The organism is Sphingopyxis fribergensis, assembly GCF_000803645.1.
GTDB lineage: Bacteria > Pseudomonadota > Alphaproteobacteria > Sphingomonadales > Sphingomonadaceae > Sphingopyxis > Sphingopyxis fribergensis.
On the sequence record NZ_CP009122.1, the window covers coordinates 875,578 to 893,253 of the forward strand.

At 65.2% G+C, this 17,676-nt stretch carries 17 protein-coding genes and 1 tRNA gene; 14 read left to right on the forward strand and 4 right to left on the reverse strand.

The window, feature by feature from the left end; translation table 11 throughout:
* Positions 1 to 100: 100 nt before the first annotated feature.
* Complete coding sequence (locus SKP52_RS04110; RefSeq protein WP_052207795.1) at positions 101 to 772, forward strand: hypothetical protein; 672 nt, start codon at positions 101 to 103, stop codon at positions 770 to 772.
* Positions 769 to 1,788: a sugar kinase gene (locus SKP52_RS04115; RefSeq protein WP_039572046.1), complete on the forward strand. Its 1,020-nt coding sequence runs from the start codon at positions 769 to 771 to the stop codon at positions 1,786 to 1,788. The genes SKP52_RS04110 and SKP52_RS04115 overlap by 4 nt, the downstream gene beginning before the upstream one ends.
* A 28-nt stretch (positions 1,789 to 1,816) precedes the next feature.
* Here SKP52_RS04115 and msrA read toward each other — a convergent pair whose 3' ends face one another.
* The 3 genes from msrA to SKP52_RS04130 all read right to left on the reverse strand — a co-directional run bounded on the left by msrA (position 1,817) and on the right by SKP52_RS04130 (position 3,295).
* Positions 1,817 to 2,338, reverse strand: a complete 522-nt coding sequence (gene msrA / locus SKP52_RS04120) for a peptide-methionine (S)-S-oxide reductase MsrA (RefSeq protein ID WP_039572049.1) — start codon at positions 2,336 to 2,338, stop codon at positions 1,817 to 1,819.
* Positions 2,335 to 2,784, reverse strand: a complete 450-nt coding sequence (gene msrB / locus SKP52_RS04125; protein ID WP_039572052.1) for a peptide-methionine (R)-S-oxide reductase MsrB — start codon at positions 2,782 to 2,784, stop codon at positions 2,335 to 2,337. Before msrB ends, msrA begins: the two co-directional genes overlap by 4 nt.
* Before the next feature lie 76 nt (positions 2,785 to 2,860).
* Positions 2,861 to 3,295, reverse strand: a complete 435-nt coding sequence (locus tag SKP52_RS04130) for a cupin domain-containing protein (RefSeq protein WP_052207797.1) — start codon at positions 3,293 to 3,295, stop codon at positions 2,861 to 2,863.
* 356 nt (positions 3,296 to 3,651) lie between these two features.
* Here SKP52_RS04130 and SKP52_RS26725 point away from each other — a divergent pair, with 356 nt between their 5' ends.
* Positions 3,652 to 3,810: a hypothetical protein gene (locus SKP52_RS26725; protein ID WP_228383818.1), complete on the forward strand. Its 159-nt coding sequence runs from the start codon at positions 3,652 to 3,654 to the stop codon at positions 3,808 to 3,810.
* Between the two features lie 125 nt (positions 3,811 to 3,935).
* On the opposite strand, the gene SKP52_RS04135 is transcribed toward SKP52_RS26725, so the two are convergent.
* A tRNA-Leu gene (locus SKP52_RS04135) sits at positions 3,936 to 4,022 on the reverse strand.
* A 309-nt stretch (positions 4,023 to 4,331) separates the two neighbouring features.
* On the opposite strand from SKP52_RS04135, the gene SKP52_RS04140 reads away from it, so the two are divergent.
* From SKP52_RS04140 to gspK, 11 genes are all read left to right on the forward strand, one after another.
* Positions 4,332 to 5,909, forward strand: coding sequence for a hypothetical protein (locus SKP52_RS04140; protein ID WP_039572055.1), 1,578 nt, complete (start codon positions 4,332 to 4,334; stop codon positions 5,907 to 5,909).
* A gap of 84 nt (positions 5,910 to 5,993) precedes the next feature.
* Complete coding sequence (locus SKP52_RS04145) at positions 5,994 to 8,687, forward strand: TonB-dependent receptor domain-containing protein (RefSeq protein WP_039572059.1); 2,694 nt, start codon at positions 5,994 to 5,996, stop codon at positions 8,685 to 8,687.
* A gap of 270 nt (positions 8,688 to 8,957) precedes the next feature.
* Entirely contained in the window at positions 8,958 to 9,839 is an 882-nt protein-coding gene (locus SKP52_RS04150) for a type II secretion system protein N (RefSeq protein WP_039572062.1), read from the forward strand.
* Between the two features lie 6 nt (positions 9,840 to 9,845).
* Positions 9,846 to 12,050: a type II secretion system secretin GspD gene (gene gspD, locus SKP52_RS04155; RefSeq protein WP_039572064.1), complete on the forward strand. Its 2,205-nt coding sequence runs from the start codon at positions 9,846 to 9,848 to the stop codon at positions 12,048 to 12,050.
* Positions 12,047 to 13,540: a type II secretion system ATPase GspE gene (gene gspE, locus SKP52_RS04160; protein ID WP_039572068.1), complete on the forward strand. Its 1,494-nt coding sequence runs from the start codon at positions 12,047 to 12,049 to the stop codon at positions 13,538 to 13,540. The genes gspD and gspE overlap by 4 nt, the downstream gene beginning before the upstream one ends.
* The gene (gene gspF / locus SKP52_RS04165; protein ID WP_039572071.1) at positions 13,533 to 14,747 is read left to right on the forward strand and encodes a type II secretion system inner membrane protein GspF; all 1,215 of its coding nucleotides are present in this window, start codon (positions 13,533 to 13,535) and stop codon (positions 14,745 to 14,747) included. The genes gspE and gspF overlap by 8 nt, the downstream gene beginning before the upstream one ends.
* Positions 14,748 to 14,750: 3 nt before the next feature.
* Positions 14,751 to 15,230, forward strand: coding sequence for a type II secretion system major pseudopilin GspG (gene gspG, locus SKP52_RS04170; RefSeq protein ID WP_039572073.1), 480 nt, complete (start codon positions 14,751 to 14,753; stop codon positions 15,228 to 15,230).
* The gene (locus SKP52_RS04175; RefSeq protein ID WP_039572076.1) at positions 15,205 to 15,687 is read left to right on the forward strand and encodes a GspH/FimT family pseudopilin; all 483 of its coding nucleotides are present in this window, start codon (positions 15,205 to 15,207) and stop codon (positions 15,685 to 15,687) included. Before gspG ends, SKP52_RS04175 begins: the two co-directional genes overlap by 26 nt.
* Positions 15,677 to 16,063 (forward strand): type II secretion system minor pseudopilin GspI, encoded by a 387-nt coding sequence (gspI, locus tag SKP52_RS04180; RefSeq protein WP_039572080.1) that lies wholly within the window; start codon positions 15,677 to 15,679, stop codon positions 16,061 to 16,063. The genes SKP52_RS04175 and gspI overlap by 11 nt, the downstream gene beginning before the upstream one ends.
* Positions 16,060 to 16,671, forward strand: coding sequence for a type II secretion system minor pseudopilin GspJ (gene gspJ / locus SKP52_RS04185; protein WP_039572084.1), 612 nt, complete (start codon positions 16,060 to 16,062; stop codon positions 16,669 to 16,671). Before gspI ends, gspJ begins: the two co-directional genes overlap by 4 nt.
* Positions 16,668 to 17,675, forward strand: a complete 1,008-nt coding sequence (gspK, locus tag SKP52_RS04190; protein WP_039572087.1) for a type II secretion system minor pseudopilin GspK — start codon at positions 16,668 to 16,670, stop codon at positions 17,673 to 17,675. The genes gspJ and gspK overlap by 4 nt, the downstream gene beginning before the upstream one ends.
* The last annotated feature ends 1 nt before the right edge of the window (position 17,676 follow it).

The window sequence follows — 17,676 nt, forward strand, 5'->3', positions numbered from 1 at the left end:
ACCGGATCCGGTGGCGGCTTTACTCGAATCACGCCGTTCGGGGCGCGCACTCCCGGCCTTTCCTTCTCCGGTGCCCGCAACGCTGGCAGATGCTTACGCCATGCAACAGCGCTTGACCGCCGAGCTGGGCGCGCCTGTCCTCGGCTGGAAGGTCGGTCGCATCCCGTCGGCGTTGATCGACGTCCTGGGCGCCGCTCGCCTCGCCGGGCCCGTGTTGGGCGTGGCTGAACTCGACGGCGACACGCCCGGCAAAGCGGCGGTGTTCGCCAGCGGGGCGGGGGCCATTGAGGCCGAGGTGATGCTGCGCCTTCGCGCGGTGCCCGATGGGCGCATCATCGGCATCGACGATGGCGCAGTATATGTCGAAGAGATCCGCGCCGGATTCGAGGTCGCAAGCTCGCCCGCGCCCGACGTCCACGCCCATGCGCCCTATGGCATCATCGCCGATATCGGCATCAACAATGGCCTGCTGCTTGGGCCGCGGCTTGACCATGACGAATTCACAACGCTGATCGTCGAAACGCAAATCGATGGCGCGACGGTCGGGACCGGGCGCGCGATTGACGTGCTCGACGGCCCATGGGGATCGCTCAACTTCCTCGTCGAACTTCATCGGCGCGGCGTCATCGAACTCGAAGCAGGGCAGTGGATTTCGGCCGGAGCCATCACCGGCGTTCACCCGATCGATATCGGTCAAACCGCGACCGCGCGCTTCGGCGCGGGGGCCCGCATTGCCTGCATCGCTGTCCAGGAAACCGGATTCACATCATGATCGCACCCCGCGGACCCATCGCCTGTTTTGGCGAGGTCGTCATGCGCGTCTCGGTTCCGCACGGCGAACTGCCGCTGCAATCGGCGCGATTCGACGCGCATGTCGGCGGCGCCGAGGCGAATGTTGCGGTCGCGCTTGCGGCGCTTGGGCACCAGACCGCGATGATCAGCGCCGTCGCCGAAGGGCCGCTCGGCGACGGCGTGCTCCGCGAAATGCGCCGGCACGGCGTCGATGTCGCGCCCATACGCCGTCCCGCGGGTCGCATCGGGCTCTATTATCATCTGCCCGGCGGCCCGATGCGCCCGGCGGAGGTCATTTATGACCGTGCCGGCTCGGCTTTTGCGGAGGCGAGGCCGGACGACTGGAATTGGGACCATTTGCTCGACGGCGTTGGCTGGCTGCACGTATCGGGTGTCACCCCCGCGCTGGGGCCGGACAGCGCCGCCGCCGTACTCGAAGCGGTGACGCGCGCGCGGGCGGCCGGGATCGGCGTGTCGTTCGACGGCAATTGGCGCGGACGCCTGTGGAATCGCTGGCAGCCCGATCCGGCCGCCATATTGAAACCGATCGTCGCACAGGCCACGCTATTGTTCGGTAATCATCGCGACGCGGGGCTGCTTTCGGGCCGCGAATTTTCGGGCGATGGCGAAGATCGGCGGCGCGAGGGGGCGCTCGCGTTGTTCGATCATTTCCCCTCGCTCGAATATGTCGCCTCCACGGCGCGCGAGATTATGCGGCCGGACGCGCACCGGCTGACGGCACGGATCGACACCCGCGACAAAAGCGGGGCGAGCGATGCCATGGTCATCACGCCGGTGATCGACCGGATCGGAACCGGCGATGCATTTGCCGCCGGTGTCCTCGACGGATTGTGGTCCGGGAAAAGCCTGGCGGAGGCGGCCGGGCACGGCTTGGCGCTGTCTGCGCTGAAACATGGTCTCCATGGCGACTTTGCGCCATTTTCGCGGACGGCGATGAGCCGCATGACATCGGTCGCGCAGGACGTTTCGCGCTAGGGAGAGAGCCCCGTGCCTGGTCATCGACCTATTCGGCCGAAAGCGAGGCGCCGGCACGATGCGGGAGCGTCCATCCCGGGCGCACGAAATGGCAGGTATAGCCGTTCGGGATGCGCTCCAGATAATCCTGATGCTCGGGCTCGGCTTCCCAGAAGGCGCCCGCCGGGCTGACTTCGGTGACGACCTTCCCGGGCCAGAGTCCCGAGGCGTCGACATCGGCGATCGTGTCCTCGGCCACCGCCTTCTGCTCATCGCTGGTGTAGAAGATCGCCGAGCGATAGCTGGCGCCGACGTCGTTGCCCTGGCGATTCTTCGTCGTCGGATCGTGGATCTGAAAAAAGAATTCTAACAGGGCACGATAGCTTGTCAGCGCCGGATCGAAAAGGATCTCGATCGCTTCGGCATGATTGCCATGGTTGCGGTAGGTGGCATTCTCCACCTCGCCGCCCGAATATCCGACGCGGGTCGAAATCACGCCGGGCTGCCGGCGCACCAGGTCCTGCACGCCCCAGAAGCAGCCGCCGGCAAGAATTGCGCGCTCGATGCTCATGCGATGTCCTCCACCTGGTCCAGATAGGCGCCATAACCCTGCGCTACCATATCGTCGCGGTGGACAAAGCGCAGCGAAGCCGAGTTGATGCAGTAACGCAAGCCGCCGCGGTCGCGGGGGCCGTCGGTGAACACATGCCCCAGATGGCTGTCGCCATGTGTCGATCGCACTTCGGTGCGGATCATGCCATGGGTCGTGTCGTTGAGCTCGGCGACATTCGCCGGCTCGATCGGCTTGGTGAAGCTCGGCCAGCCGCAACCCGATTCATATTTGTCGGACGACGCAAACAGCGGCTCGCCCGAGACGATATCCACATAGATGCCGGGATCCTTGTTGTTCAGATATTCGCCCGTGCCGGGCCGTTCGGTGCCGCTCTGCTGCGTCACGCGATATTGCTCGGGGGATAAGGCCGCGACGGCTTCGGATGTTTTGCGATATTCGGTCATTTGAATCTCCATTTCACTCGGGAATATGGTGTTTCCATTTGGATAAACCATGGCCCGACAGATGGTCAGCACCGGATTATGGCGCGATGTCGTTGGCGGGGACAAGCAGCGGCTTGCCCTTTTCGACGATATAGGTTGCGAGCTCGGCGCCGTTGGCGGCCGTGCGATTGCGCGCCATATGCGCGACCCCGGCGGGGACGAACAAAACCTCGCCGGTCTTCACCGTCACGGGCGCCTGGCCCTCGAGCTGATATTCGAGCGTGCCCTCGACGACATAGATAAGCTCTTCGCCGGGATGACGATGCCAGGACGCCACGGCGCCGGGCGCGATGTCGATGCGCGCCTGCACCGTCTCATGGCCGGCGATCGACAGGTCGTGCCGCTGCAGGTCGGTGCGGGTGATGCCGGCAGGGACGGGAACCGGCGTCGATCGCGTTGCCGCTGGCGCGTCGAGGCTTTCCGCGGCCAAAGCGGGCGCTGCCTGCACGCCGAGCGCAAGCGCCGTTGACATCAAGGCCTGGAGAAATTGTCTTGCCATCTCTGGTGTCTTTCTCATTTCGCGGATCGTTCATACGCCATGTGCCGACGAGCCGGTTCAAACTTGTTGCTGCGGGTTTCGTTGTGAAGGCCATGATGGTTACAAAATATGGCGCGATCAGGTCCGCCGCGCGGTGTCGCTGGTCTGGGGCAGTCGAATCCCGTGCAAAGCGGCGCGCAGCCGCGGGGTCGCCCGGTCGATGAAGGCGCGGACCTTGAGCGGAAGCAGACCCTGGCGCGGATAAACGAAATGGCGGGCTATGTTCGTCGACCATAGGGACAATGCGGTCGGATATGATCAGGTCCAAGGTGACGTCCGGATATTCTTCCATGAAGAACAGCGCGATCGGCGATGATCCGCCGCGCCGCGTCGACATAATCGCGCCCGGCGTTGGTCAATTGGATGTTGCGGCTGGTCCGGATGAGAAGGTTGGTGCCAAGGAAGCGCTCCAGTTCCCACCTGCAACTCGGTTCGCCGGCTCGCATTAGGGCAACCGCCGGGCTATTTCAAAGGTCGGGACAGATGCTGGCGCTTCGAATCCGCGAACCGATGGGTGGCGGGCTATTTGCCATTTCCGCCCGATCACTGAAAATGAGCCAGAAACTGGCTATGATGGTGCGGTCGAGAAGACTCGAACTTCCACGGCCTTTCGGCCACAACGACCTCAACGTTGCGCGTCTACCAGTTCCGCCACGACCGCACATCATGATGGTCCGGACGGGTCCGGCACCAGGTAGGAGCGGGCGCCTAGCAAAGCTTTTCGGGCGATGCAAGCGAGCTTCGCGGGTTTTATTTTTGCAGGTGCGAGCTAGCCGCCCCTAGCGGCGCCACCTTTGTCATCCAACCGACTCCAAAGCGTCACGTAACTGTCACTGCTCTGGCGTCAGACCGTCATCGAATCACCCTAGTGGCGACGTCACCGGGGGCGAGTCAGCATATCTCTTCTCGTTCGCCGGTGATTTTTCATCAGGGGCGTCCCGCAGGGCGCGAACCGGGAACGGAGATTTTCATGGCGGCTTTCGCACGCATTCGTTTGGTCATGCTTAGCGGCGTGGCGTGTTCCATTCTGGCCGCATGTGGCGCCGACGGCGTTGCCTCTCCCGGCGAAGGCGTGATCGTCGTCCCCGCGCCGACGCCGACGCCGACGCCGACGCCCACCCCGACGCCCACTCCGACCCCGACGGCGGTGACGCCGGCAGCAAGCTGCCCGACGATTGGCGGTGCCGATCAGCTGACCGACCTGGGTACGATCACGGGCAACGAAGGCACGTGGCGCAACTGCGGCTTCCCCGCGCGCTTCAATTCGACCACGGCGATCCCCAAGGTCGCCGGCGTGATCTATTCGCTTCCTGGCCGTGTCGATGTCGGCACCGACCAGGGCGCGACCGAAGAGGCGGGCGATCCCGCCGACGTCACGCTGACGATCGATCCGGGCGTCACCATTTTCGGCGGCACCGGCGTGTCCTTCCTTGCCGTCAACCGCGGCAACAAGATCGACGCGGTCGGCACCCCGACGCAGCCGATCGTCTTTACCGGCCGCGGCAATGTCGTCGGTAGCGCGACCGACAGCACGTCGCAGCTGTGGGGCGGCGTCGTCCTGCTCGGCCGCGCGCCGATCACCGACTGCCTTGCGCCTGCTGCGACCCCCGGCACCGCTGCTTGCGAACGCAACACCGAAGGCGCGTCGGGCGCGCTCTATGGCGGCGCCACCGCGGACGACAATTCGGGCCGCATGTCCTATGTCCAGATCCGCTATTCGGGCTTTGTCCTGTCGGCCAACAGCGAACTTCAGGGCCTGACGCCGTCGGGCGTCGGTTCGGGCACGCAGATCGACCATATCCAGATCCACAACAGCTCGGACGACGGCGCCGAAGTGTTCGGCGGCCGCGTGAACATGAAGCATCTGGTCGTCACGGGCGCCGAGGACGACGGCCTCGACACCGACGTCGGGTATCAGGGCAATATCCAATATGTCATCAGCGTCCAGCGCGCCGGCGGCACGATCGGCGACTCGATGATGGAAATCGACTCGGACGGCAACGAAGACACGACGCCGCGCCAGCGCGTCGCCCTGTCGAACTTCACCTATATCCAGCGCAACAATGCGGCAGGTAACGGTGCGGCGATCCGTCTTCGTGGCGGCGCCGACTATACGTTCGCGAACGGCCTGATCATTGCGCCGGGGCTCAGCTGCCTGCGTATTGATAGCGCCACGTCGACGCAGACGACCGGTCCCGACGAACAGGGTCCGCCGCGCTTCGAATCGATGTCGCTCCAGTGCAACGCAACCCCGTTCCGCGGCTCGAACGGTGTCACCAATGCCGAAGTGCAGGCGATCTTCGAAGCTGGCACGAACAACCGTTCGAACTATGTTCCCAGCCTGACGAACCTGTTCGTCAATGGGGCGACCGAAACCGGCTTCACGCCGTTTGATGCGAAGACGATCGCCTCCTTCTTCGACACAACGGCCTATGTCGGCGCCGTCCGCGATGCGAACGACACCTGGTACCAGGGTTGGACCTGTAACTCGGCGACCGCGGATTTCGGCACGTCGAGCGGCAGCTGCACCGCCATCCCGACGACCTGATCGCTCGCGATCCAATTTGGGGAGCGGGCTGCCAGCAACGGTCGGCCCGCTCCCTTCTTGACAATATCCCTGGGGACATATTCCATGACCAAGCGGCCGATCTTCGCCAGCCTGCTCCTCCTTAGCTCCGCTCTTGTCGCTCCTGCTGCGCTTGCGCAGGACAGCAGCGCCGATCCGGCGCCGGTCACGGCCGAAGAGCCTGTGGCCGACGATGCCGCGCAGGACGAGGAAGCCGATGTTTCGATTCCGGGCGGCGCCGACGCCGAAATCGTCGTCACCGGCCGTTTCACCCCCAATGTCGTGCGTGCGACGCCCGAAGTCGTTTCGGTGCTGTCGTCGGCCGACATTGCGCGGACGGGCGAGGGCGATATTGCCGGTTCGCTCCAGCGCGTGACCGGCCTGTCGGTCGTCGGCGGGGGCTTCGTCTATGTCCGCGGCCTTGGCGATCGCTATTCTCTCGCGCTCCTCAATGGCTCGCCGCTGCCCAGCCCCGAACCGCTGAAGCGCGTCGTTCCTCTCGACATCTTTCCGTCGAACGTGATCGATTCGACGCTCGTTCAGAAAAGCTATTCGGCGAACTTCCCCGGCGAATTCGGCGGCGGCGTGATCAACCTGACGACCAAATCGACCCCGCGCGAAACCTTCCTGACCTTCTCGGGCGGCATCGGCTGGGACAGCGAGACGACGAACGAGCTTGGCTATACCTATTATGGCAGCGACACCGACTGGACGGGCTTTGACGATGGCACGCGCGATGTCCCGCCGCTGTTGAAGGCGGCCTTTGCCAGCGGCAAGCCGATCCTCGAGGGCGCCGATTTCTCGCAGGACGACCTCGAAGCGATCCAGATGGAGCTGGTCAACGCCGAGACGAGCCTGCTTCAGCAGAACGATCATATCCCGATCAACTGGTCGGCGGGCATCACCGGCGGCACGACGATCACGCTGCCCAACGGCGAGCTGGGTATCATCGCGACGATGGGGATCAGCAACAAGTGGCGCACGCGCGACACGCTGCAACAGACGTCGCTGAACCAGGATCTGTCGGGCGAACCGCAGACGAGCTATAACCGTGTCATCACCGACAATCGTATCGTCGTGAACGGCTTGCTTGGTTTCGGGCTTGAGCTGGGCGATCACAAGTTCCGCTGGACCAATTTGTTCATCCGCGACACGCTCAAGCAGGCGCGTCTTGGCCTCGGCCGCGACCGCAACCAGACCGAGCGCGACATTCTGAAGCAGGACACGGCGTGGTACGAACGCCAGCTCATCAACACGCAGCTTGTCGCCGAGTTCGATTTCGACCGGTTCCAGCTCGACCTGCGCGGTGCTTATGCCAATTCGCAGCGCGAGGCGCCCTATGAGCGTGGATTTACCTATGTGCGCACCAACCTTCCCACCGACGTTGATCCGGTCGGCGACAAGTTCGTCAACGACCTTGGCGGCAACCGCGGCGATGCGACGATCGCCTTTTCGGACCTGAACGAAGATCTGTGGTCGGGCGGCGTCGACCTGTCATACGAACTGGCGCCGCGCATCACCGCGACGGTCGGCTATGCTTATAGCGATACCAGCCGCACCGCGGTGCGCCGGGCTTTCCAGTTCCGCGGGTCGAACCTGCCGATTGCGGTCCAGCAGCTGCGCCCCGATTACCTGCTCTCCGACGCGACGATCCAGCTTTACGACATCTCGCTGCTCGAAACATCGGCGCAGGACGGCACCGCCGCTTTCGATGCGGCGCTGACGACGCACGCGGGTTATGGCCAGGTGCAGGCAGAGATCATTCCGGGCGTCAACATCAATGCCGGTGTCCGTTACGAGGAAGCCAAGCAGACGGTGACCCCGATCGACCTGTTCAACACGGGCGGCAGCGCGATCGTCACGACGAACCTGAACAATGATTATTGGCTCCCTGCGGTCACGCTGACCTGGGAAGTCGCGCCCGATATGCAGTTGCGCGTCAACGGGTCGAAAACGATTGCGCGTCCGCAGTTCCGCGAACTGATCGCGCAAGTTTATCAGGACCCCGAATCGAACCGCGAGTTCCGCGGCAACCCGTCGCTGACCGACAGCGAGCTGTGGAACGCCGAAGTGCGTTACGAATGGTATTTCGCCAAGGACCAGCGCTTCACGCTGGCGGGTTTCTATAAGTCGATCGACCGGCCCATCGAAACCTTCACCTCGATCAGCACCGATTCAGTCGCCAACTCAAGTTTTGCCAACGCGCCGAAAGCAACGCTTTATGGCGCCGAGGTCGAGGTGCAGAAATATTTCTCGCTCGACACCATGTCGGATGCGCCCTTCTGGCAAAGCCGCCGCCTCGTGCTGATCGGCAACTACACCTATACCAAGTCGGAAATTAAGGTCGGCGACGGCGATACGACGGTGATCAACGGCGTGACGCTGAACGCCGCCGACTTCTTCTTCGATGGTTCGCCGCTCACCGGTCAGTCCGACCATATCGTCAATTTCCAGATTGGGCTCGAGGATCAGGACAAGCTGTCGCAGCAGACGATCCTCGTCACCTATGCCAGCCCGCGCGTCACCAGCCGCGGTCCGTCGCAGCAGCCCGACATTCGCGAAAAGCCCGGAATCTCGGTCGATTTCGTGGCTCGGCAGGGCTTCAACCTGCTGAACAAGGAAATCGAACTGAAGTTCGAGGCGCGCAACCTGACCGGCCGGACTTACAAGGAGGTGCAGGAATTCGGCGACAACCGCATTTTCCTCAACCGCTACAAGCTGGGCCGGACCTTCTCGCTCAGCGCGTCGTTGAAGTTTTGAGGCGCCATTCCTCCCCGCCGAAAAGCGGCGGGGAGGGGGCCGCCCGCGAAGCGGGTGGTGGAGGGGCCGACAGCGCCAATAGCCCCTCCGTCAGTCCCCTCGAGACTGCCGCTTCCCCATGCCACTGGCACAGGGAGGAGATTGATCGGGTCACTACCGGACTCGCCCGAATGTCAAAAAACTGTAATCTCCTAGTCAACTGATTGTCACCAATCGCCCGTAGGCGATTCGCGAGACGTTTTTTTCAGCCTGGGGGACAGGGACAATTTCATGGCGACGCTGATGTCCGGATCGGCCGTTCGGCTGCCGCGCGGATTGCCCGCGTGGCTGCGGGGCGGCAGGCGGTCGCCCCGCGAGATTTGGCCGATGCTGTTGATCGGCCTGCTCGGCGCGTTGCTCATCTGGCAATGCGTCCGTTTGCTCTGGACGCTGCTCACCCCGCTGTCGCCGCTCGGCGCCTGGGAACCGCAGGCGGCGGTCATCGCTTCGCCCGCCGAACGCCGCGCGCTCTTCACCAGCCTCGATCCCTTCTTTCGCGGCAACGCGCAGGGGCCCGCCGCGGCGACGGTCACTTCGGCGGGGCTCACGCTCTTCGGCATCAACCTCAACGAGGCGACGGGTGGCGGCTCGGCGATCATCGCGGGTGAGGACGGGATCCAGACCAGCTACGCTGTCGGCGACGAGATCGCCCCCGGATTGAAGCTCGCTGGCGTCGCTTTCGACCATGTGCTGCTCGACCGTGGCGGCGCGCGCGAAAGCCTGTTCCTCGACCAGAGCGGCGAGGCGCCCGTTGCGAACGCTGCAAGCCCGCTGCCTCCGCCGACGCCCGAGATCGGTGCAGCGCCCGGCGGTGCGAGCGCGAGCGGCGAAATGACCCCTGCAGCGATCAAGGCCGGCGTCGGCTTTGCGCCGCGTACCGAAGAGGGTCGCGTCACCGGAATCGTCGTCCAGCCGCAGGGCGACGGCGCGGCGTTTCGCGCCGCGGGCCTGCGCCCCGGCGACGTTATCCGCTCGGTCGGCGGCCGGCCTATCGGCTCGGCGAGCGACGCCGCCGCGCTCGCCAACCAGCTTACGCCGGGCGCGCGTATCGCGCTCGAAGTCGAGCGCGGCGCCAGCGTCGTGCCCGTCGCCATTTTCCTTTCGAAACAATAGAGACCCATGCGCCTCAAACTTTCCCTGATGCTCGCCGCCGCGTTGGTTTCCGCCATGCCGGGACCGGCGCTCGCCCAGTACACGCTCAACGTCCGCGATGCCGACATCCGCGCCTTCATCCAGGATGCGGCGCGCATCACCGGGCGCACCTTCGTCATCGACGGGCGTGTCAATGGCAAGGTGTCAGTCGTCACCGACCGGCCGTTGTCGCGCAGCGAATATTTCGAGATATTCCTTGCGACCTTGCGTTCGAACGGGCTCGTCGCGGTCCCCGGACCCAACGGCAGCTACCGCGTCCAGCCGATCGACGGCGCCGCGGCACAGCCCGGCCGGATCGGCAGCAGCGGTGCGGCGCAGAATCAGTTCGTCACCGAAATCATCCGCCTGCGGTATATCGATGCGGTCTCGGCCGTCGAAACGTTGCGCCCGCTGGTCAGCGCGCAGGGCTCGCTGACCGCGAACCGCAATGCCAACAGCCTAGTGGTCGCCGATTTTGCGGACAATATCCGCCGTATCCGCGCGCTTGCGTCGAGCATCGACCGCGACAGCTCGACCAGCCAGATCGTCACGCTGAAAAACGCCGGTGCGCGCGAAATCGCAGCGGCACTGCAGGCGCTGGTGCCGACCGCGGGCGAGGGCGCGCAAAAGCCCGTCGCGATCGTGCCGATCGACAGCAGCAATGCGATCGCCCTCAGGGGTGATCAGGCGATGGTCGCGCGCTTCGTATCGATGGCGAACGACCTCGACGCGAAAGCAGCAGGTGGGACCGAACTCCGCGTCTATTGGCTCGAACATGCCAATGCTGAAACTTTGTTGCCGACACTGCAGCAGCTGATCGGCGGCGGCAGTGATCCGGTGCAAAAGGCGGGCCTGCCGCCCGCTTCTTCGTCGTCGAACGGCGAGAGCAACTCTGCCCCGGTCGCGGCGGCGACCACTGCGCCGACGTCGACCGGGGGCGGCGGCACCGGCAGCATCTCGACCCGCGGCCCCGCGATCATCACGCGCTACGAGGGCGCCAACGCAATCATCGTCGCCGCGAATAGCGAAGTGCAGCGCATGCTCGGCGAACTGATCCGCCAGCTCGACAGCCGCCGCCAGCAGGTGCTGGTTGAGGCGATTGTTGTCGAGATCGGTGACGATGCCGCGAAACGCCTCGGCGTTCAGTTCCTGCTCGGCGGCAAGAATATTCCGTTCGTTGCGACGAGCTACAGCAATGCCTCGCCGAATATCCTGACGCTTGGTGGCGCCTATGCGGCAAATCAGCTGGGGCAGCAGACGACGACGGTGAACGGCACCACGACGGTGACCCAGACGAACAGCTCGCTCGGCAACAGCTTGCAGGAAGCGGCGGCGGCCTCGCTCCTGACCGCTACGGGTGGCTTTGCGGGTTTCGCGGGCGACATCGGCAAGAACACGATCTTCGGCGCAATCATCAACGCCGTGAAGTCGGACACGACCTCGAACCTGCTCGCAACGCCGCATATCGTGACGCTGGACAATCAGGCGGCGAAATTCCTCGTCGGCCAGGACGTTCCGATCACCACGGGCGAGCAGCTGGGCGACAATTTCGAAAACGCCTTCCGCACCGTCCAGCGCGAAGAGGTCGGGATCAAGCTGGAAGTGACCCCGCAGGTCAATGGTGCGGGCGAAGTGAAGATGTTCCTGCGTCAGGAGGTCTCGAGCGTTGCCGGGCCCGTGTCGTCGCGCAACAGCGACCTCATCCTCAACAAGCGCTCGTTCGAAACCGTGCTGACCGTCGACGACGGCGAAATCCTCGCGATCGGCGGCCTGCTCAACGACGATGAGCGCAAGACGATAGAGCGGATCCCGCTATTGAGCGACATTCCGCTGCTCGGCGAATTGTTCAAATCGCGCAGCCGCACGCGCTCGAAAACGAACCTCATGGTCTTCATCCGCCCGACGATCCTGCGCAATCGCGAGGATAACGCCGCGCTCACCGCGCGCCGTTATGGCTATATTCGCGACTTCCAGCTCCAGCGGAACCCTGATGTCGAACCCGCGATCGATACGCTCGTCCGCGATTATCTGGGTGCGGTGCCGCCGGTGCCGACCCCCGCGACCCCCACTGACATCACCGTCGGTCCGGTCAACCTGCCCGAATTGCGCGGACCCGACGGCAGCGTGACGACGACCGACGTTCCGCCCTCGATTTCACAGGCGCCCGCACCCCCGACCGGAGACTATCCGTGACCGATCCCGAACCGATCGCCGTCTCCCCGGCGCCGGTCGATATTCCCTACGGCTTTGCCCGCGCGCATGGCGTTGTCATCGCGCGGGGTGAAGGCGGCGCTTGGCTCGCCACATTGCGCGAGGATGCCGATCCTGCGGTGCTGATCGAAGTGAAGCGCTATCTCGCGCAGCCGCTGCGCGTCGCGACCGCGAGCATCGCCGATTTCGACCGGCTGCTGTCCGACCATTATGCCGTCGACAGCTCGGCGGCCGCGATGGCGGGGTCGCTCGACGGAAGCGATATCGACTTTACGCTGCCGAGCGCCGAGGATCTGCTCGACAGTGCCGACGATGCGCCCGCGATCCGCCTGATCAACGCGATCATCGCCGAAGCGGTGCGGCAAGGGGTCAGCGATATTCATATCGAACCCTATGAAAGCGGGCTCGTTGTGCGGATGCGCACCGATGGCGTGCTGCGCGAGCATTTGCGCATGCCGCCGCATGTCGCCCCCGTCGTCGTCAGCCGCATCAAGGTGATGGCGCGGCTCGACATCGCCGAGCGCCGCGTGCCGCAGGACGGCCGCATCGGGCTGACGCTCGCGGGGAAAGCCGTCGACGTTCGCGTCTCGACGCTCCCCAGCCGCGCGGGTGAACGCGTCGTGATGCGTATTCTCGACAAGGATGCGGCGGGGATCGATTTCGACGTCCTCGGCCTGTCCGGCGCCGCCGACCAGATATTGCGCGAGGCGCTGGCCGAGCCCAATGGAATCATTCTGGTCACCGGTCCGACCGGCTCGGGCAAGACGACGACGCTTTACGCCGCGCTAAAGCAATTGAACGACGGCCAGCGCAATATCCTGACGGTCGAGGATCCGGTCGAATATGCCGTCGACGGCGTCGGCCAGACGCAGGTTAACAGCAAGGTCGGGCTCGATTTCGCCGCGGGCCTCCGCGCCATCCTGCGCCAGGATCCCGACGTCGTGATGGTCGGCGAAATCCGCGACCGCGAAACCGCCGACATCGCGGTGCAGGCCTCGCTGACGGGACATCTCGTGCTCTCGACGGTCCACACGAACGACGCCGTTGGCGCGATCACGCGCCTCAAGGATCTGAAGGTTGAACCCTTCCTTCTGGCCTCGACGCTGCGCGCTGTTCTAGCTCAGCGGCTTGTCCGCAAGCTTTGCGACCATTGCCGCGAGCCGGTGCAGGCCGATAACAGCGTCGCCGCAATCCTAGGGCTCGACATCGGCACCGTCATCTGGCGACCCAAGGGCTGCGAGCAGTGCAATGGCACCGGATACAAGGGTCGCATCGGCGTATTCGAGGCGATCAAGGTCGACGAGACCGTCCGTCGCTACATCTACAACGGCGGCGACGAGGCGATGATCACGCGCCACGCCTTTCTGAAATCGCCGACGCTCGCTTCGGCCGCACGCGCGATGGTCGCGAAGGGGCTGACGACCGCCGAGGAGGCGATCCGCATCGCGCGGCGCGAGGAAATCGATGCCTGATTATCGCTATGTGGCGATCGATCCCCAGGGCCGCGAGCGCAAGGGGCGGCTGACCGCCGCTAACGACGATGCCGCGCGCGCCGACCTGATGCGGCGGAAATTCCATATCGTTGCGGTCGAGGCGGCGGGCGCGAAACCCGCCAGCCGTTCGTTGCTCGCTTTCCGCAAGAATAAATTGAGCAGCAAGGAACTCGCGCTGTTCACCCGCCAGCTCGCGACGCTGGCCGAGGTCGCGCCGCTCGAAGAGGCGCTGCGCACGCTCTCCCGCCAGAGTGAGGCCGAAAGCGCGCGCAATATCGTTGGCGACGTCCACGCCGGCTTGCTTGAGGGCCGCCGCCTCGCCGACGCGATGGGGCGCCAGCCGGGCAGCTTTCCGCCGCTTTATCGCGCGATGGTTGCAGCGGGCGAAACGACAGGCAGCCTGACGACGATCCTCGCGCGCCTCGCCGACCTGCTCGAACGCCAAGCCGAGGTGCGCGGCAAGCTGATCGCCGCGCTCGCCTACCCGATCGTGCTCGCCGTCGTCGCGATCGGCGTCGTTGCCGCGTTGATGATCTTCGTCGTCCCGCGCGTCGTCGAGCAGTTCACCGACGTCGGCCAGCAGCTTCCCTTCCTGACCCGCGCTGTGATTGCGATCTCCAGCTTTGCCGCCAGCTGGTGGTGGCTGGTCGCTTTGTTGATTGCTGCGGCAAGCTTTGGCTGGGTCACCGCGATGCGCCGCCCGGCGTTCAAGGCGCGCGTCGATGCGCGGCTGCTGCGCTTGCCGCTCTTCGGCCGCCTGCTGCGCGATCTTTATGCGGCGCGATTTGCCCGAACCCTGTCGACGATGGTGTCTAGCCGTCTGCCGCTTGTCGATGGCCTGCGACTCACGCTGCCGACGATTCGAAACGCGGCGCTCGCCGGCGCAACCGCGACGATCGTGGATCAGGTGCGCGCTGGCGGCAGCCTGTCGGCGGCGCTCCGCGATGCGGGGGTCTTCCCGCCTTTGCTCGTTTACATGACCGCGAGCGGCGAAAGCGCGGGCCGGCTCGAACAAATGCTCGAACGCGCCGCCGATTATCTCGAGCGCGAATTCGACCGCTTTACGGCCGCTTCGATGGCGCTTCTCGAACCTGTCATAATTGTCGTTATGGGGTCGTGCGTGGCCCTTATCATCCTCGCCATTCTGCTTCCGATCCTTCAGTTGCAGAACCTTGCAGGTCTATAATAAATGTCCCTCATGCAGCTCTTCATCCGCCTGATGCTCGACCCGGCCCGTCCGCCCCGCAAGAAGGACGAGCGCGGCTTCACGCTCACCGAACTGATGGTCGTCATCTTCATCATCGGGCTGCTCGCCACCGTCGTGATGATCAACGTCCTGCCGAGCCAGGACCGGGCGATGGTCACCAAGGCGAAGGCCGATATCGCGACGCTCGAAAGTGCGCTCGAGCAATATCGCCTCGACAATCTGACCTATCCCGCATCCACCGACGGGCTGAATGCGCTGACCGTGGCGCCGGCCGCGCTTGCGCAGCCCGAACGTTATCGCCGCGGCGGCTATATCAAGAAGCTGCCCGCCGATCCGTGGGGCCGCCCCTATAATTATCAGGCGCCCGGGCCGAACGGAAAGGCGTTCGACGTCTGGTCGCTCGGTGCCGACGGTGCCCCCGGCGGGACCGACGACAATGCGGATATTCGCAGCGACGGTTAAGGCGCGGACGCGTCGCGAGCAGGGCGGCTTCACGCTCGTCGAACTGATGGTCGTGCTGGCGATCATGGCGCTTGCCGCGACGGCCGTCGTGCTCACTATTCCCGGCGAAGAACGCACCGTGCGCAGCGAGGCCGACCGCCTCGCCGCACGCCTCGCCGCCGCGCGCGATGTCGCGGTGATCGAGGGGCGCAGTGTCGCGGTCAATTTTGCGCCGTCGGGCTATGGGTTCGAACGGCGAATTTCGGGCGAATGGCAGCCGCTGCCGGGACGCGCCTTCGAACAGCGCAACTGGCCGGGCGATGTGCGCTTTTCGGCGGGCAACGGGCAAGGCGCGGCGCGCATCCTGTTCGACCGCGTGGGTATCAGCCCGACCCCGCAAGCAATGGTGCTGACCGGCGGTGACGCGCGCGAGATCGTGCGTGTCTCGGCGACCGGGGAGGTCAGCCGTGGGCAATGACGGCGTTAGTTTTTCGCCGTCCGGCGAAGGGGGCTTCACCCTACTCGAAATGCTCGTCGCGCTCAGCGTCATCAGCATCGCCGCGCTCGCGCTCGTCCGCTTGGACGCCTATGCCGTGCGCACCGCAGGCGATCTCGACGAAAGCACGATGGCGGGCATCGTAGCGCAAAACCGTGCGGTCGAACTCTGGACCGACCCCGCGCCGCCGACGATCGGCAATAGCGCGATCGGGGTCGCGAACGCCGGACGCAACTGGCGTGTCGAACAGCGCGTCTCAAAAACCGCCGACGACAGCTTGCTACGCATCGACCTGCTCGTTCGTCCCGAAAGCGGGCGCGGTCAGGCGGTGCTGACAATCATCCGGCCGTCGCGATGAGGGACGAACGCGGCTTCACCCTTGTCGAGATGCTTGTCGCCCTTTCCATCTTCGCGGCGATCGCGGCGATGGGGGTCGGCCTCCTTCGCAGCAGCGTCGATACGCAAGATGCGGTGCAGGAACGGTTGAAGGCGATGGGCGGGATCAACCGGCTGCGCGCCGTGATGGCGAACGATCTGGCGCAGGCGGTGCAGCGTTCGACGCGCGGGCCGGCGGGCGAGGCGGTTCCGGCCTTCATCGGATCGTCGACCGGCTTTGCCTTTGTCCATGGCGGGGCGGGTTCGCAAGACGGCGGCCCGCGCCCCAATATCGAGCGCGTTGCCTATGCGCGCGTCGGCAACGAGTGGCGGCGCGCGACGCAGCCGATGCTCGACGGCACGGCGCTCGGCGAGGGCGACAGGCTGATTGCCGACGTCGCCAGCGTCGCGGTGCGATACCGCGACGAGCGCGGCAACTGGGGCGAGGTCTGGAGTTCGGAGCCGGGCGACCGCCTGCCGCGCGCCGTCGAGGTGCGAATGGCGCGCACCGGCCGCGAGGCGCTGACGATGCTTTTCTTAACGGCGCCCACGCCGCCGCTTTCGCCGGTCCAAGGGGTGCCGACACCGTGAGGCGCCGCGCGAAAGACGAACGCGGCGCGGCGCTGCTTACCGTATTGCTGCTCGTCGCGGTGATGGCGGTGATCGCGGCGACCGCGCTCGACCGGCTGACCCTCGCGACGCGCATCGCGGGCAGCGCGGCGACGGTCGATCAGGGCCGGGCCTTTGCCTTTGCCGCCGAACAGATCGCGCTGCGCCGCGTCGCCGACCTCGTCGGACGCGATCCCGCGAAGCTGACGCTCGCCGGAAACTGGCTCGGGCGCGATTTTACGCTGCCGCTTCCCGGCGGCGAGGGGCGCGCGAAGCTGACCGACGCGAACAATTGCTTCAATCTCAACAGCCTGGTCGCCGAGACGGTGCCGGGGCGGTTCAGCCAGCGGTCGGGCTCGATGCGCCAGTTCGGCGAATTGATGACCCTGCTCGGGATCGAGCCGGGGCAGGCGCAGGCAATAGCGGGCGCGGCCGCCGACTGGATCGACAGCGATAGCAACGAGGGGCCGCTCGGCGCCGAGGACAATGCCTATCGCGGGATGCAGGGCGCCTATCTGCCCGCGAACCGCAAGATGGCCGATGTCAGCGAACTGCGCGCGGTGCGCGGCGTAACGCCGAAAATCTATGCGCGGCTGAAGCCCTGGATTTGCGTGCTGCCGGTGACCGATCCGGTGAAGCTCAACGTCAATACGCTCGCGCCCGAACAGGCGCCGCTGGTCGCGATGCTGGTGCCCGGCGAGATCGGTGTGGCGAAAGCGCGGGCGGTGCTAGCGGCGCGCCCTGCTGGCGGCTATGGCAGCAGCGTACGATTCTGGGAGGCGGGGCCGTTCGAAGGACGGAAACCGCCGACCGATGTGGCCGAACAGGCTGGCGTGAACAGCCGTTGGCTCACGCTGATGACGAATGTGACGATGGGGGACGGTTTCTTGACCGCAGTTTCGCTGATCGATGCCAATGGCGGGGCGCCGTCCGCTGGCGTAACGCCGCCAGTGATCGTGCGCCGCGATTGGGGCGAGAGCGACTGAC

Bases quoted from the DNA above. Each gene is read 5' to 3' on its own strand.
- SKP52_RS04110 (WP_052207795.1), top strand. From the start codon at position 101: ATGCAACAGCGCTTGACCGCCGAGCTGGGCGCGCCTGTCCTCGGCTGG.
- SKP52_RS04115 (WP_039572046.1), top strand. From the start codon at position 769: ATGATCGCACCCCGCGGACCCATCGCCTGTTTTGGCGAGGTCGTCATG.
- msrA (WP_039572049.1), bottom strand. From the start codon at position 2,338: ATGAGCATCGAGCGCGCAATTCTTGCCGGCGGCTGCTTCTGGGGCGTG.
- msrB (WP_039572052.1), bottom strand. From the start codon at position 2,784: ATGACCGAATATCGCAAAACATCCGAAGCCGTCGCGGCCTTATCCCCC.
- SKP52_RS04130 (WP_052207797.1), bottom strand. From the start codon at position 3,295: ATGTCAACGGCGCTTGCGCTCGGCGTGCAGGCAGCGCCCGCTTTGGCC.
- SKP52_RS26725 (WP_228383818.1), top strand. From the start codon at position 3,652: ATGAAGAACAGCGCGATCGGCGATGATCCGCCGCGCCGCGTCGACATA.
- SKP52_RS04140 (WP_039572055.1), top strand. From the start codon at position 4,332: ATGGCGGCTTTCGCACGCATTCGTTTGGTCATGCTTAGCGGCGTGGCG.
- SKP52_RS04145 (WP_039572059.1), top strand. From the start codon at position 5,994: ATGACCAAGCGGCCGATCTTCGCCAGCCTGCTCCTCCTTAGCTCCGCT.
- SKP52_RS04150 (WP_039572062.1), top strand. From the start codon at position 8,958: ATGGCGACGCTGATGTCCGGATCGGCCGTTCGGCTGCCGCGCGGATTG.
- gspD (WP_039572064.1), top strand. From the start codon at position 9,846: ATGCGCCTCAAACTTTCCCTGATGCTCGCCGCCGCGTTGGTTTCCGCC.
- gspF (WP_039572071.1), top strand. From the start codon at position 13,533: ATGCCTGATTATCGCTATGTGGCGATCGATCCCCAGGGCCGCGAGCGC.
- gspG (WP_039572073.1), top strand. From the start codon at position 14,751: ATGTCCCTCATGCAGCTCTTCATCCGCCTGATGCTCGACCCGGCCCGT.
- SKP52_RS04175 (WP_039572076.1), top strand. From the start codon at position 15,205: ATGCGGATATTCGCAGCGACGGTTAAGGCGCGGACGCGTCGCGAGCAG.
- gspJ (WP_039572084.1), top strand. From the start codon at position 16,060: ATGAGGGACGAACGCGGCTTCACCCTTGTCGAGATGCTTGTCGCCCTT.